The sequence below is a fragment of the Promicromonospora thailandica genome (assembly GCF_024171955.1).
Taxonomy (GTDB): domain Bacteria; phylum Actinomycetota; class Actinomycetes; order Actinomycetales; family Cellulomonadaceae; genus Promicromonospora; species Promicromonospora thailandica.
Genome location: NZ_JAMTCS010000004.1, coordinates 299,267 through 312,922 on the forward strand (window position 1 = coordinate 299,267; position 13,656 = coordinate 312,922).

The following is a 13,656-nucleotide window of genomic DNA, read 5'->3' on the forward strand; positions in this document are numbered from 1 at the left end:
CCGGCCGCGCGGCGGCCGAGCCCCTAGGCTGGGGGTATGGGACGAGGTCACCGCACGACCCGGACGGCGAACCTGGCGGCCGCGCTGCTCCTGGCCGGCTTCATGGCCGGTTCGATGGCCGGCTGCACCGGCCCCGGCAACGACGAGGCCCGGCCCGGCCCGGCGCCCGCGGTCTCGGTGCCGCCGTCGGACGGGGACGGCGCCGCCACCCCGGACCGCGACCCTTCCGACCCCGCCCCGACCGCCACCGAGACGGCGTCCGGCCCGCCCTTCCCCGCGGACACGCGACCCGACACCGCCGACCCGACGGGCGAGGGCGAGACCTTCCTGACCGTCACCGACGTGCGGGTCGCCACGCACCGCGGCTACGACCGCGTGGTGCTCGACCTCGACGGCACGGGCAGCGGCACGCCGGGCTGGCGCGTCGGGTACGTGGACCGGGCGACCGACGACGGCTCCGGGGACGACGTCCAGGTCGACGGCGACGCGATCCTGTCGGTCTCCGTGTCCGGCACGGCCGCGCCCACCGACAGCGGGGTCGCGGAGTTCTCGGGCGACCGCATCGAGCCGGAGGACACCGAGTCCGTCGAGGAGATCGTGTACCGCTACTGGTTCGAGGGGTACACGACCGCGTTCCTCGGCATCGACGACGGCGAGCGCCCGTTCCGGGTGTTCCTGCAGGAGGACCCGGTGCGGGTGGTCATCGACGTGCAGCACTGACGTGCAGCACTGATGCTCAGCCCGCCGCCTCCGACTTCTGCGGGCGCTTGAGCAGGGTCGCCGCGAGCTCCTCGACGGGCAGCGACCCGTCCAGCACCGCGACCACACCGGCCGTGATCGGCATCTCGACGCCGTGCGTCCGTGCGAGCTCCAGCACGGACTGCGAGGACTTCACGCCCTCGGCGGTGCCGCCGGTCGCCTCGATGGCCTCGGTGAGCGTGAGCCCCTCGCCGAGATGCTTGCCGAGCCGGTGGTTGCGCGACAGCGGCGACGCGCACGTCGCCATGAGGTCGCCCATGCCGGCCAGGCCCGCGAACGTCGTCGGCTCGGCCCCGACCGCGAGCCCGAGGCGCGTGATCTCCACGAGGCCGCGCGTGATCACGGTCGCGAGCGTGTTCCAGCCGAAGCCGCGGCCCTGGGCCATGCCCGCGGCCAGCGCGATGATGTTCTTGACCGCGCCGCACAGCTCCACGCCCACCACGTCGGTGTTCGTGTACGGGCGGAAGTAGCCGGTCGAGCACGCGGCCGCCACGAGCTGGGCCGTGGCCTCGCTGCGCGAGGCGACCACGGTCGCCGTCGGCTGACGCGCCGCGATCTCCGGCGCCAGGTTGGGCCCGGAGACGACGGCGACCCGCTCGTCGGGCAGCTCCAGCACCTCGGCCATGACCTGGCTCATGCGCTTGTCGGTGCCGAGCTCGACACCCTTCATCAGGGAGACGACCACCGCGTCCGGCTCGACGAGGTCCTTCATGGACTCGAGCGTGGCGCGGGAGACCTGCGACGGCACCGACACCACCACGATCGAGGCGCCCTTGAGCGCGACGGCCGCGTCCGTGGTGCCCCGCATGGCGGGCAGCTGGATGCCGGGCAGGTACTTCTCGTTGCGGTGCGTCCGGTCGACGGCGTCCAGCACCGCGGCGTCGCGACCCCAGAGGGTGACGTCGCAGCCGGCGTCGGCCAGGACCATGGCGAACGTGGTGCCCATCGAGCCGGCGCCGAGGACGGCGACGCGGGGCTGGGTCTGTGCCGCGGCGCCCTGGTTCTGTGCCGCGGCGCTCATGGGCGCACCACCGGCGGGTAGTCGGTCATCTTCGCCTCGTAGTCGGGGTGCTTGCGCAGGTCGAACCGCGGGCGCGGGGCCTTCTCGCCGCGGATCTGCTCGAGCTCGGCGGTGATGCCGTCCATGATGCGGCTGGTGGCCTCACGCAGGGTGGCGGTGTCGTGCGGCTGGTCGTACAGGTCGCTGAGGTCGACGGGCGGGCCCGTGCGGATGGTCACCGTGCGCCGCGGCCACGGCCACCGCGGGAAGCCGTAGCGGGGCATGATCTCGATGACGCCCCACTGCGCGATCGGCAGCACGGGCAGCCGCGTGGCCAGGGCGATGCGCGCCACGCCGGTCTTGCCCTCCATGGGCCAGTAGTCGGGGTCCCGTGTGAGGGTGCCCTCGGGCAGGATCGCCACGCAGGCGCCGTCGCCGAGCTGGTTGGCGGCCTCCTGGAGCGACTCCGTGGCGCGGGCCGAGTCCCGGTCGACCGGGATCATCTTGGTGCCCCGCAGCGCCCAGCCGGTGAGCGGCGAGGTGAACAGGCCCCGCTTGGCGAGGATGCGCGGCTCGCGGCCGTTGTCGAACAGGTAGTGCGCCAGCGTCAGCGCGTCGAGCTCGGTGACGTGGTTGGCCGCGGCGATGAACCCGCCGGTGGCCGGGAAGTTCTCCCCTTCCCCGCCCTTCCAGTCGTACCTGCAGAGCGAGAACATGAGGTTCCGCACGACGAACGCGATGAAGCGATACATGCGGGACTCGGGGCGTGGTGTCGACACGGCCGAAAGGATACTCGGCCGCGCCGACACCGGTGCCGGGTCAGCCGCGGGTGACGTCCGCGCCCAGGGCCACCAGCTTCTCCTGGAAGTTCTCGTAGCCGCGGTCGATCAGGCCGATGCCGCGCACCGTCGACTGCCCCTTGGCGGCCAGGGCCGCGATGAGGTGGGAGAACCCGCCGCGCAGGTCCGGCACCTCGATGTCGGCGGCCGACAGCGGCGTGGGGCCGGAGACGACGGCGGAGTGGTGGAAGTTGCGCTGGCCGAACCGGCAGTCGCGACCGCCCAGGCACTCCTTGTAGACCTGGATCGTGGCGCCCATCTTGCGCAGCGCGTCGGTGAAGCCGAACCGGTTCTCGTACACGGTCTCGTGCACGATCGACAGGCCGGTGGCCTGCGTGAGCGCGACGACGAGCGGCTGCTGCCAGTCCGTCATGAAGCCGGGGTGGACGTCGGTCTCCAGCACGATCGACTTGAGGTCGCCGCCGGCGTGCCAGAAGCGGATGCCGTCGTCCTGCACCTCGAAGCGGCCGCCGACCTTCCGGAACGTGTTGAGGAACGTCATCATCTCGGGCTGCGTGGCGCCCTTGACGGTGATGTCGCCGCCCGTGGCCAGGGCCGCCGAGGCCCAGGACGCGGTCTCGATGCGGTCGTTGAGCGCGGTGTGCGTGTAGCCCTCGAGGCGGTCGACGCCCTCGATGCGGATCACGCGGTCCGTGTCGACCGAGATGATCGCGCCCATCTTCTGCAGCACCGCGATGAGGTCCATGATCTCGGGCTCGATCGCCGCGCCCGAGAGCTCGGTGATGCCGTCGGCTCGGACCGCCGTGAGCAGCGTCTGCTCGGTGGCGCCCACGGACGGGTACGGCAGCGAGATCTTGGTGCCCTGCAGGCGGCGCGGCGCGCGCAGGTGGATGCCGTTGGGCCGCTTGTCCACGACGGCGCCGAACTGGCGCAGGATGTCGAGGTGGTAGTTGATGGGCCGGTCGCCGATGCGGCAGCCGCCCAGGTCGGGGATGAACGCCTCGCCCAGCCGGTGCAGCAGCGGCCCGCAGAACAGGATCGGGATGCGGCTCGAGCCGGCGTGCGCGTCGATGTCGGCCACGTGCGCCGACTCCACGTTGGACGGGTCGAGGTCCAGGATGCCCGCGTCGGTGTCGTACTTGACGTTGACCCCGTGCAGGTCCAGGAGTCCCGAGACGACCTTGACGTCACGGATCTGCGGGACGTTCCGCAGCACGCTGGGCGTCTCGCCCAGCAGGGAAGCCACCATGGACTTCGACACGAAGTTCTTGGCGCCTCGAACGGTGATGGTCCCGGTCAACGGGTTGCCGCCGTTCACATACAGCAGATCGTTCATATCCTCGTCGTCGTCTCGTTCGTTCCGATGATGGATGCATGGCGGGCCGGCCTGTGGTGGCCGGGGGCGCCCGGTCGATCCTGCCCCTCGCCGCCGGTCGTGCCAACACGCGCACGTTCGGGAGTATTCACCGTTCACTACACCTTCACTCGCGCCGCACGCCCGCGCAGTTCGACACGCCGCGCGCCGACGTCAAGCCCCCATCCATAGAATGAGACGGCCTTTTCGGATCGCGGACAGGTGCCTAGTGTCCCAGGCATGAGCACCGCATCTTCGAGCGCCGGGACCGCCGCGGGCGAGCAGGACCAGCCGGCCGGGAACTCCCGGGGCCGTGTCGTCGTCGCGTCCCTCATCGGCACGTCGATCGAGTTCTACGACTTCTACATCTACGCGACCGCGGCCTCGCTGGTCTTCCCCGCGCTGTTCTTCCCGAACGCCGAGGACCCCACCACGCAGCTGCTCTCGTCCTTCGCCGTCTTCGGCGTCGCCTTCGTCGCCCGCCCGCTCGGGTCCGTGCTGTTCGGCCACTTCGGCGACCGCATCGGCCGCAAGGCCACGCTCGTGGCCTCGCTGCTCACGATGGGCATCGCGACCGTGCTGATCGGCGTCATCCCCGCCGCGTCGACGCCCGGCTGGGCCGTCGCCGCGCCGGCCGTGCTGGTGCTGGCCCGGTTCTGCCAGGGCCTCGGCCTCGGCGGCGAGTGGAGCGGCGCGGCCCTCCTGGCCACCGAGAACGCGCCGCACGGCAAGCGCGCGATCTACGGCACGTTCCCGCAGCTCGGCGCGCCCATCGGCTTCATCCTGGCCAACACGGTGTTCATCGCCCTCTCGACCACGCTGACGCCCGAGCAGTTCGCGAGCTGGGGCTGGCGCATCCCGTTCCTGGCCTCCGCGATCCTCGTGATCGTGGGCCTGTGGGTGCGCCTGTCGCTCCTGGAGACCCCCGCGTTCCGCAAGGTGCTCGCGGCCGAGGCCGTCAGCAAGGTGCCCGTGGCGCGCGTGTTCCGCAGCTCGTGGAAGCAGATCGTGTCCGGCACGTTCATCATGCTGGCCACGTACGTGCTGTTCTACCTGATGACGACGTTCACGCTGAACTACGGCGTCGCGCCGACCGCGCCGGAGGACGGCGCGCCCGCGGGCCTGGGCTACGAGAAGGTCGACTTCCTCTGGATGCTCATCCTCGGCGTCGTCTTCTTCGGCGTCTTCACGCTGCTGTCCGGGCCCATGGCCGAGCGGTTCGGCCGCCGCAAGCACCTCATCTGGGTCACCGTGGCGATCATCGTGTTCGGCGGCCTGTTCGTGCCGCTGTTCGCGGGCGGCACCTTTGGCGTGCAGACCCTGCTGATCCTGGGCTTCACGCTCATGGGCCTGACCTTCGGCCCGATGGCGGCCGTGCTGCCCGAGCTGTTCCCCGCCAACGTGCGGTACACGGGCTCCGGCATCGCGTACAACCTGTCGTCGGTGCTCGGCGCCGCGGTGGCACCGTTCATCGCGGTGTGGCTGTGGGCGCAGGCGGACGGCTCCCCCGTGCTGGTGGGCGTGTACCTCTCGGTCATGGCGGTGATCACGCTGGTGGCCCTGCTCCTGGAGCGCGAGACCCGCGACGTGAACTACGCGGACAACGTCTCGGCCTGACGCCCGCCGTCCGCAGCTGAGTGCTGGGTATTCGCCCGTCTGGCACACGAAAAAGGGCGAATACCCAGCACTCAGCAGGGCCGGGGTAGCGTGACGGCGTGGAGATCTGGGCAGTCGTGGCCGCCGGGGTGGCCGTGCTCGTCGGGGCCGGGCTGCAGCGGGTGGCCGGCATGGGGCTCGGGCTCGTGGCCGCACCGGTGCTCACCGTGCTGCTCGGGGCGTCGGTGGGCGTGCTGGTCAGCAACGTCGCCGCGATCGTCACGGCCCTGCTCGTGCTACGGGCCCTGCGCGACCGCGTGGACTGGCGCCGCGTCGTCACCATCCTGCCGCTCATGCTCGTCGGGTCGGTGCTCGGCGCCCTGACCGTGCGAGAGGCCGACTCCGCGTGGCTCGACGTGATCGTCGGCGGGTCGGTGCTGGTCGCGCTCAGCGCCTCCGCGCTGCTGCGGCGGCGCGTGCGGATCGAGGGCCGGCCCGTCGCCGTGCTCACCGGGCTGACGGCGGGCTTCATGAACACGACGTCGGGCGTGGCGGCGCCGGCCTGGACCGCCTACGCCCTGGCCACGCGCTGGGAGCACCGGTCGTTCGCCGCGACCATGCAGCCGCTGCTCGTCGTCATGAACACCATGTCGGTGGCGACGAAGCTGGGCCTGGGCGCGATCCCGCCGCACGCCGTACCCGCCTGGTGGGTCTGGGCGGCGCTGCTGGCCGCGGTGCTCGCGGGCGTGGGGCTCGGGGCCGTCCTCGCGCGGCGCGTGCCCACTGCCGTAGCGTCTCGCATCGCCCTCCTGGTGGCCCTCGCGGGCGCCCTGACGGCGCTCGTGCGGGGCCTGCTCACGGTGTGAGCAGGCCCCGCACGTCACCCAGGAGGGACTCAGTCCTCCTCGGCGAACACCACGTCCCGCTTGCGCCGGATCATCGGCAGCACGGCGATCACCAGCGCCACCACGGCCAGCCCGAGCAGCACCCCCGAGATGGGCCGCGTGACGAACACCGTCGGGTCGCCGTGCGAGATGAGCAGCGCACGGCGCAGGTGGTTCTCCAGCAGCGGGCCCAGCACGAAGCCCAGCAGCAGCGGCGCGGGCTCGCAGCCGCACCGGACGAGCACGAACCCGCCCACGCCGAGCACCGCCATGACCAGCACGTGGAACGGGTTCTGGTCGATCGCGTACGTGCCGATACAGGCGAACGCGATGATCGCGGGAAACATCACCGAGTACGGCACGTCGAGCAGCTTCACCCACATGCGGATGAGGGGCAGGTTCAGCACCACGAGCAGCAGGTTGCCGATGAACATGGACGCGATGAGGCCCCAGACGAGCTCGGGCTGCGCCGTCATGACGCCGGGGCCCGGCTGGATGCCCTGGATGATGAGCGCGCTCAGCAGCAGCGCCATCACGGGGTGCGCCGGCAGGCCCAGGGCGAGCAGCGGCACGAACGACGTCTGCGCCGCCGCGTTGTTCGCCGACTCCGGGCCGGTGACGCCCTCGATCGCGCCCCGCCCGAACTCCTGCGGACGCCTCGAGACCCGCTTCTCCACCGCGTACGCGCCGTAGGCCGCGAGCACGTGGCCGCCGCCCGGCAGCACGCCCAGCACCGAGCCCAGTCCGGTTGCGCGCAGCACGGGGCCGACCATCCGGCGCCGGTCCTCGCGCGTGGGCCACAGGTTCTCGACCTTCGCCGCGACCCGCACGCGGGTGCGCGGGTCGTGCAGGTTCTTCAGGATCTCGGCGATGCCGAACACCGCGACGGCCACGGACACGAAGCTCAGCCCGTCCCACAGCTCGCGGACGCCGAACGTGAACCGTGGCACCGCCGTGTAGAGGTCCTGGCCGATGGTGCCGAGCAGGATGCCCAGCACGATCATCGCGAGCGCCTTGAGCGCGGACCCGCTGGCCAGCGCGATGGACGCCACGAGGCCGAGCACGACCACCGCGAACATCTCCGCGGAGCCGAAGGTCAGCGCGGCCGCGGCGAGCGGGCCCGCGGCGGCCGCCAGCACGAAGGTGCCGACGATACCCGCGAAGAACGAGCCGAGCGCCGCCGCCGCGAGCGCCACGCCGGCCCGTCCCTGCCGGGCCATGGGGTGGCCGTCGATCGCCGTCACGGCCGACGACGACTCCCCCGGGATGTTCAGCAGGATCGCGGTGGTGGAGCCGCCGTACTGCGCGCCGTAGTAGATGCCGGCGAGCATGATGATGGCCGACACCGGGTCGTCGAACCCGAAGGTCAGCGGCAGCAGGAGGGCAATGGACGCCGTCGGGCCGATGCCCGGAAGCACGCCGACCGCGGTGCCGAGCGCCACGCCGAGCAGGCAGAACAGCACGTTGTGCACGGCCAGCGCCTCGGAGAAACCGAGCGCGAGGTTGTCCAGGAGATCCATGCCTCACCCACCCAGCCAGTCGCCGAACAGCGGCAGGCGCAGCTGCAGCGCGAGCACGAAGACCGCCCAGCACAGGGCGGTCAGGCCCACCGCGATCACGAGGGTCCGGCGCCAGGAGACGCCGTCGCGCGCGAGGGCCGCGAGCAGCACCGCACCAAAGGTCGACGGGATCACGCCGAGCCCGTCGACCGTGAGCGCGAAGAAGACGATCGCGCCGGCGATCGCCACGACCGGTCGCCACTCCAGGCCCGCGAGCGGGCGCAGGTCGGGCTGGTCGACGGCGGCGCCGTCGTCCTCCTCGGACGACGGCGTGCCCGGCGACGTGCCGCCCGGCGTGTCCGGGGCGACGTACGCCTTGACGACGCAGATCGCCCCGAGCAGCGCCAGGACCAGGCCGAGGACGAGCGGCACGTAGCCCGGGCCCATGTCGAGCAGGTCACCCAGCTCGTAGCCGAGCGCGCCCACCGCGAACGCCGCTCCGAGCACCACGAAGATCAGGCCCGCGACGAGGTCCCCCGTCGAGCCGGGCCGCAGCGTGCGGATCTCAGCCTCCCTGCGAGCCGATGACGTCGGACCACGTGGCGATCTGCTCGGTCAGCAGCTCGGTGTGGGCCTCCGGCGTCGCGCGGTCGGCCTCGACGGGCGTGGTGCCGAGCTCCGCCATCTGGTCGATCACCGACTGGTCCGCCAGGGCGGTCTGGAGCGCCGACGTGAGCTGCTCCACGACCTCGTCCGGAGTCTCGGCCGGCACGTACAGGCCGTGCCACACCGACACCTCGACGTCGGGCTGGCCGCTCTCGGCCGTGGTCGGCAGGTCGGGCAGGGACTCGATGCGCTCGGGCGTGGTCACCGCGTACGCCTTGACGGTGCCCTCGGTGATCTGGCCGGTCGTGTTGGTGGTCTGGTCGCACATGAAGTCGACCTGCCGGCCCACCAGGTCCTCCATGGCGGGACCGGTGCCGTCGTAGGGCACCACCGTGACCTCGACACCGATCGCGCTGGTCAGCAGGCGGCCGCACAGGTCGGACGCGGCGCCCTCGCCGGCGGTCGCCATCGTGACCTCGCTCTCGTTCTCCTGGACGTAGGAGACGAAGTCCTCGAAGGTGTCCGGCTCGAAGTCGCTGCGCGCGATGATCGTCATCGGCACCTCGGTGACGAGCCCGACGGTCCGGAAGTCCTCGACCGGGTCGTACGCCAGGTCCTCGCCGTAGAGGGCGGGTGCCGTGGACATACCGATGTGGTGCATCAGCACGGTGTACCCGTCGGGGTCCTCCGTGGCGACCTGCCCGGCACCGACGGTGCCGCCCGCGCCCTCCACGTTCTGCACCACGAGCTGGACGCCGAGCTCCTCGGCCATCGGCTCGGCGATCATGCGGGTCACCGTGTCGGTGGGGCCGCCGGCGGCGAACGGCACGACGACCTCGATGTCGTCGTCCGGGTACGAGGCGGGGTCAGAGCCCGAGGAACAGGCGGCCAGGGTGAGGCTCAGGCCGGCCAGCGCACCGAGGTACGCGGCCACCTTCCGGGGTCCGGCGGGGGTCATGTCCGTCTCCGATCGTCCTTGATCCGGGCCAGAACCCGGGTGAGATCTGGTCGAGACGGCGACAGTACCGCCGAGCATGTGACGTCCGCCACAAACTTCCCGTGGCTTGACCGAACGGTGACCTGCGGGTGATGTACGCCGGTCAGACCGCAGGGCCGGCCGGCGGTTCGACGACCGCCCGGGTGGGCCGGTCGGCGTCGTACCGGAGGTTCACCTGGTCGCCGACGGCGTGCGGCGCGCCCCACGTGATGTCGGTCAGCGTCTGCTCGCCCGCGAACGGGTGCCGCCAGCCCACCGTCGTGGCCGTGCGCGGGCGACCGTTCCAGACGACCCGCCCGGCCGGGCGCACGTCGGTGACCACGCCCGTGGCCCGCTCGCCGGTGCCGGTGAGCCGCCGGTGCGCCGCCGTACGTGACCAGGCGGTCAGGATCGCGAGTCCCGCTCCGGCGAGCGCCAGGGCGACGCCGCCGAAGATGGTCTCCAGCCAGTACCCGTACCGCGTGCCGATCCGCGCGTCGGCCGGGTTCGCGGGGTCGTACAGCACCGTGACGCGCTCGCCGACGTCGTACCGGGGCGGGTCGCTCCCGATGCGGTCGGTGAGCAGGTGCTCCTGCCCGGCGACGCCGTACGCCACCACGGCGCGGTAGGTGTAGCGCGCCGAGCCGTCACCGGTACCGGCCCGCTCGTCCAGACCGACGACGACGCCCCCAGCCCGCTCCGCACCCGCCAGGAAGCTCGCGGTGCGCACCGCCAGGACCCCCGCGGCGGTGCCGAACACGGCGGCCATGACCAGGAGCCCGCCGGCGACGACCAGCGGGACGCGAGATCTCATCCGCGCATCGAACCACGCGAGGTCGCGCCGCGCGAGGCCCTCCACCGCGACCGGCTCAGACCTCACCCGCCTGGGCGAGCAGCGCGTGCCGGTTGGCGCGGACGAAGGCCTTGAGGGCGGAGGGCACCAGGTCGACGTCCGCGAGTGCCCGCTCGTCGTGCAGGTCGACGTGCTCGACGTCGTAGGTGCCCCGCACGGGCTCCTCGAACTCGGGGCCCGAGCGCAGCGTCAGGTCCAGGGAGACGAGCCGCGCCACGAAGTAGTGGCTCACGGCCACCCCGGCGTCCTTGGGCTGGGAGGTGAGGAACACCTGCCGGCCGATCTTCGCGGTCGCGCCGAGCTCCTCGCGCAGCTCGCGGTGCAGCCCGTCCTCGATCGAGGGGTCGCCCGGCTCGACGGTGCCGCCGGGCGTCACCCAGTACGGGGCGCGGCCGGGGACGGTCCGCTTGAGGAGCACGAGGCGGCCGTCGTCGTCGATCAGGAGGGCCCGGGCGCCCTGCCGCACCACGACGGGCGGCACGGCGGCGGGGACGTCGTCGACGACGGGCGCCTGGCGCAGGTAGCCCTCGAAGAACGGTCCGCCGGCGGCGTCGAGGGTCGCGCGGGCGACGTCGACCATGGCCTGGTCGTCGTACCGGGCGGTGACCCAGCGGGCCGCGAAGCCGGGGTCCCAGGCGCGCAGCTCGCGCAGCAGCCACTTGCCGCCACCGTCCCACCTTCCCGCGGCGGCCAGGGCCAGGTGCCCGACGCGCTCCCAGAGCATGGACCGCACCACGTCGGCCTCGCCGATGTCGCGCGCGTAGGCCAGGTCGTCGAGCAGGTCGGTCACCCCGTACCGCGCGTCCTCCAGCACGGTCTCGGACGCCGGACCCGGGCCGGTCTCGACCAGCTCGCGGCACTCGGCCTGGAGCTCGGTGACCAGCGCGGCTTCGCCCGCGACGGGCATGCCGGTGGCGATCATCCGGGCCAGGGTCGGCTTGCGGCGAGCGGTCTCGTTGGCGATGAACCAGCGGTGGCCCGCCTCGGTGTTGACGAACAGCTCCACGGGCCAGCCGCGCCAGCGGACGGCGTCGCGGTGGCCCACGGCGTCGTCCGGCACGCACACCACGATGTCCAGGTCGGAGCCCGCCGTGCGCGCTCCCGGGTCGATCACGCTGCCGGCCAGCAGCGCCCACCGGGCCTCGGGATAACGGCCGGCGATCAGGGCGGCAGCATCAGCGACGGGGTCCACGGCGGCCATCCTGCCCCAGCGCCGCCCGGAAACCCATTCCCCTGGTGAACCCGGGTCGGCGCGCGGTGCCGCCCGGGTGAGATCTGGTGCCGCGACGCCCGACGAGGGTGGCGACCCCGCCCAGATCTGGTGGTCCGGCGGCGGGTGGGACCCTCGCTCCGCCGACATCTGGTGTCGCGTCGCCGGCCGGGACGGCGGCCCCGCCGAGATCTGGTGCGGCATCGCCGTCCGACCCGGGCGCTCTGCCCAGATCTGGTGGTCCGGCGGCGAGATCTGGTGTTCACTCCGAGATCTGGTAGCGCACTGCAAGATCTCAGCGCGAACACCAGACCTCGCCACCAGGCCACCAGATCTCGGCGGCCACCAGATGCCGGGGGCAGGCCACCGGCACGGCGCGGCATGCGGCACGGCAGAAGCCAGTGGGCACTCATCCGGCTCACCGAGATCTGGTGTCCCGCCGGCGAGATCTGGAGTTGACGTCGAGATCTGGTAGCGCACCGCCAGATCTCAGCGCGAACACAAGATCTCGGCGGCGGGACACCAGATCTCAGCCGCCAGGCACCACATGTCAGCCGCGGGGGCCCAGATCTCGGCGCCGGACCACCAGATCTCAGCCGCCGGGCACCCCATGCCAGCCGGCGGGCACCAGATCTCGGTGGGCGTCCCAGATCAGCGGGGTGCGTCCGTCGTGCGGGTGCGCTCGTAGTGGCGGCGGGCCTTCATGCGGTTGCCGCACAGCGCCATCGAGCACCAGCGCGCCCGGTTCGGCTTGCTGTGGTCGACGAGGAACCGTGCGCACTCGGTGTTGGCGCACGGGCGCAGCCGCCCGGGGCTGGACCGGCGCACCTCGTCCCACGCCAGCACCGCGCGGACGGCGGGACGGCGCGCGTCGGGCACGTCGAGCTCCCACGTCACGTCGTCGTCGGTCACGACCGGGCGGCGCCGGACGCCGTCGAGCAGCGGGGCGAGCGCCGTCAGCGGGGCCTCGGCCCGCGACAGTGCCTGGAGCACCTCGCGCGCCTCGGCCGTCGCGCGCAGCTCCGCGGGCGTGCCGGTGCCGCCGTGGGCGCGCAGCCAGTCGGCGTCGAGCTCGTCGCGCGCCGCGCCGTCGACCACGGGCGTGCTGTTGAGCAGGTCGAGCAGGAATGTCTCGTCGGCTACCACACCTAACCTCCAAAGTTCACTTGACAGGTTACACGATCACATGCTTCCGTTTCTAACCATCCACAGCAACGAAAGGGGTTAGACATGAGCGCCGTCCACCACCGCTGGGCCACCGTCGCCGGGCACGAGCTCTTCTACCGGGAGGCCGGACCGGCCGACGCACCCACGATCGTGCTGCTGCACGGCTTCCCCGCCGGGTCGCACATGTTCCGCGAGCTGATCCCCCGGCTCGCCGACCGGTACCACGTCGTCGCGCCGGACCACCTCGGGTTCGGCCTGTCCGACGCGCCGCCCGCCGACCAGGTCGGCTACACGTTCGACCTGCTCACCGACCTGACCCAGCAGCTGCTCGGGCAGCTCGGCGTCACCCGGTACGCGATCTACGTGCAGGACTACGGCGCGCCCGTCGGCTGGCGGCTCGCGCTGCGCGACCCGGAGGCGGTCACCGCGATCGTCACGCAGAACGGCAACGGCTACGAGGAGGGCTTCGTCGAGGAGTTCTGGGGTCCGGTCCGCGACCTCTGGCGCGAGCGCACACCGCAGACCGAGGACGGCGTCCGCGGCGCCCTGAGCCTGGAGTCGATCCGCTGGCAGTACCTGACCGGCGAGCCGGACCCGACGCTCGTCAGCCCGGACACCTGGCACCACGACCACGCGCTCGTGTCCCGGCCGGGCAACGAGGCGATCCAGATCGACCTCTTCGCCGACTACGCCACCAACCCGCCGCTGTACCCGCGCCTGCACCAGTACCTGCGCGACAGCGGCGTGCCCGTGCTGGCGGTGTGGGGCCGCAACGACGAGATCTTCGGCCCCGCCGGGGCGAAGGCGTTCGCGCGCGACGCGCACGACGCCGAGATCCACCTGCTCGACGGCGGGCACTTCCTCCTGGAGAGCTCGGGCGCCGAGGTGGCCCGGCTCATGCTGGACTTCCTCGACCGCCGCCTCCGCCCGGCCGCCTGACCGGACGGCGCGC

13 protein-coding genes are annotated in these 13,656 nt (G+C 72.4%); 4 read left to right on the forward strand and 9 right to left on the reverse strand.

The window, feature by feature from the left end; all coding sequences use genetic code 11:
* Positions 1–36 precede the first annotated feature (36 nt).
* Positions 37–720 carry an AMIN-like domain-containing (lipo)protein gene (locus APR03_RS08480; RefSeq protein ID WP_253834614.1) on the forward strand — a complete coding sequence of 228 codons (684 nt, stop codon included), beginning with the start codon at positions 37–39 and terminating at the stop codon, positions 718–720.
* A gap of 16 nt (positions 721–736) precedes the next feature.
* Here APR03_RS08480 and APR03_RS08485 read toward each other — a convergent pair whose 3' ends face one another.
* Genes APR03_RS08485 through murA form a run of 3 tightly spaced genes read right to left on the reverse strand, consistent with a single transcriptional unit; the run spans position 737 to position 3,895 of the window.
* A complete protein-coding gene (locus APR03_RS08485; RefSeq protein ID WP_253834616.1) occupies positions 737–1,780 on the reverse strand; it encodes an NAD(P)H-dependent glycerol-3-phosphate dehydrogenase in 1,044 nt (347 codons plus the stop codon).
* Positions 1,777–2,538, reverse strand: coding sequence for a lysophospholipid acyltransferase family protein (locus tag APR03_RS08490; RefSeq protein ID WP_253834618.1), 762 nt, complete (start codon positions 2,536–2,538; stop codon positions 1,777–1,779). The genes APR03_RS08485 and APR03_RS08490 overlap by 4 nt, the downstream gene beginning before the upstream one ends.
* A 40-nt stretch (positions 2,539–2,578) precedes the next feature.
* Positions 2,579–3,895, reverse strand: coding sequence for a UDP-N-acetylglucosamine 1-carboxyvinyltransferase (gene murA, locus APR03_RS08495; RefSeq protein WP_253834620.1), 1,317 nt, complete (start codon positions 3,893–3,895; stop codon positions 2,579–2,581).
* Positions 3,896–4,153: 258 nt separating this feature from the next.
* Between murA and APR03_RS08500 the strand changes: the two genes are divergently transcribed.
* Entirely contained in the window at positions 4,154–5,530 is a 1,377-nt protein-coding gene (locus APR03_RS08500) for an MFS transporter (RefSeq protein WP_253834621.1), read from the forward strand.
* Positions 5,531–5,628: 98 nt separating this feature from the next.
* Positions 5,629–6,375, forward strand: coding sequence for a sulfite exporter TauE/SafE family protein (locus tag APR03_RS08505; RefSeq protein WP_253834622.1), 747 nt, complete (start codon positions 5,629–5,631; stop codon positions 6,373–6,375).
* Between the two features lie 29 nt (positions 6,376–6,404).
* Here the strand turns inward: APR03_RS08505 and APR03_RS08510 are convergent, their stop codons facing one another.
* The 6 genes from APR03_RS08510 to APR03_RS08535 form a co-directional block, all read right to left on the reverse strand.
* Positions 6,405–7,913: a tripartite tricarboxylate transporter permease gene (locus APR03_RS08510; protein WP_253834624.1), complete on the reverse strand. Its 1,509-nt coding sequence runs from the start codon at positions 7,911–7,913 to the stop codon at positions 6,405–6,407.
* Positions 7,914–7,916: 3 nt separating this feature from the next.
* A complete protein-coding gene (locus APR03_RS08515; protein ID WP_308216467.1) occupies positions 7,917–8,456 on the reverse strand; it encodes a tripartite tricarboxylate transporter TctB family protein in 540 nt (179 codons plus the stop codon).
* 1 nt (position 8,457) lies between these two features.
* Positions 8,458–9,456, reverse strand: coding sequence for a tripartite tricarboxylate transporter substrate-binding protein (locus tag APR03_RS08520; protein ID WP_253834628.1), 999 nt, complete (start codon positions 9,454–9,456; stop codon positions 8,458–8,460).
* Between the two features lie 142 nt (positions 9,457–9,598).
* The gene (locus APR03_RS08525) at positions 9,599–10,288 is read right to left on the reverse strand and encodes a DUF3592 domain-containing protein (protein ID WP_253834630.1); all 690 of its coding nucleotides are present in this window, start codon (positions 10,286–10,288) and stop codon (positions 9,599–9,601) included.
* A gap of 55 nt (positions 10,289–10,343) precedes the next feature.
* A complete protein-coding gene (locus tag APR03_RS25190) occupies positions 10,344–11,519 on the reverse strand; it encodes an NUDIX hydrolase (protein ID WP_253834632.1) in 1,176 nt (391 codons plus the stop codon).
* A 669-nt stretch (positions 11,520–12,188) separates the two neighbouring features.
* A complete protein-coding gene (locus APR03_RS08535) occupies positions 12,189–12,683 on the reverse strand; it encodes a CGNR zinc finger domain-containing protein (RefSeq protein ID WP_253834634.1) in 495 nt (164 codons plus the stop codon).
* Between the two features lie 84 nt (positions 12,684–12,767).
* On the opposite strand from APR03_RS08535, the gene APR03_RS08540 reads away from it, so the two are divergent.
* On the forward strand, positions 12,768–13,643 hold the full coding sequence (locus APR03_RS08540; protein ID WP_253834636.1) for an alpha/beta fold hydrolase: 876 nt from the start codon (positions 12,768–12,770) through the stop codon (positions 13,641–13,643).
* Positions 13,644–13,656: the final 13 nt, after the last annotated feature.

What these genes read in the sequence shown, in the direction of transcription:
- APR03_RS08510 (WP_253834624.1), bottom strand. Translation starts at nt 7,913, where the DNA reads ATGGATCTCCTGGACAACCTCGCGCTCGGTTTCTCCGAGGCGCTGGCC.
- APR03_RS08480 (WP_253834614.1), top strand. Translation starts at nt 37, where the DNA reads ATGGGACGAGGTCACCGCACGACCCGGACGGCGAACCTGGCGGCCGCG.
- APR03_RS08500 (WP_253834621.1), top strand. Translation starts at nt 4,154, where the DNA reads ATGAGCACCGCATCTTCGAGCGCCGGGACCGCCGCGGGCGAGCAGGAC.
- APR03_RS08525 (WP_253834630.1), bottom strand. Translation starts at nt 10,288, where the DNA reads ATGAGATCTCGCGTCCCGCTGGTCGTCGCCGGCGGGCTCCTGGTCATG.
- APR03_RS08540 (WP_253834636.1), top strand. Translation starts at nt 12,768, where the DNA reads ATGAGCGCCGTCCACCACCGCTGGGCCACCGTCGCCGGGCACGAGCTC.
- murA (WP_253834620.1), bottom strand. Translation starts at nt 3,895, where the DNA reads ATGAACGATCTGCTGTATGTGAACGGCGGCAACCCGTTGACCGGGACC.
- APR03_RS08485 (WP_253834616.1), bottom strand. Translation starts at nt 1,780, where the DNA reads ATGAGCGCCGCGGCACAGAACCAGGGCGCCGCGGCACAGACCCAGCCC.
- APR03_RS08520 (WP_253834628.1), bottom strand. Translation starts at nt 9,456, where the DNA reads ATGACCCCCGCCGGACCCCGGAAGGTGGCCGCGTACCTCGGTGCGCTG.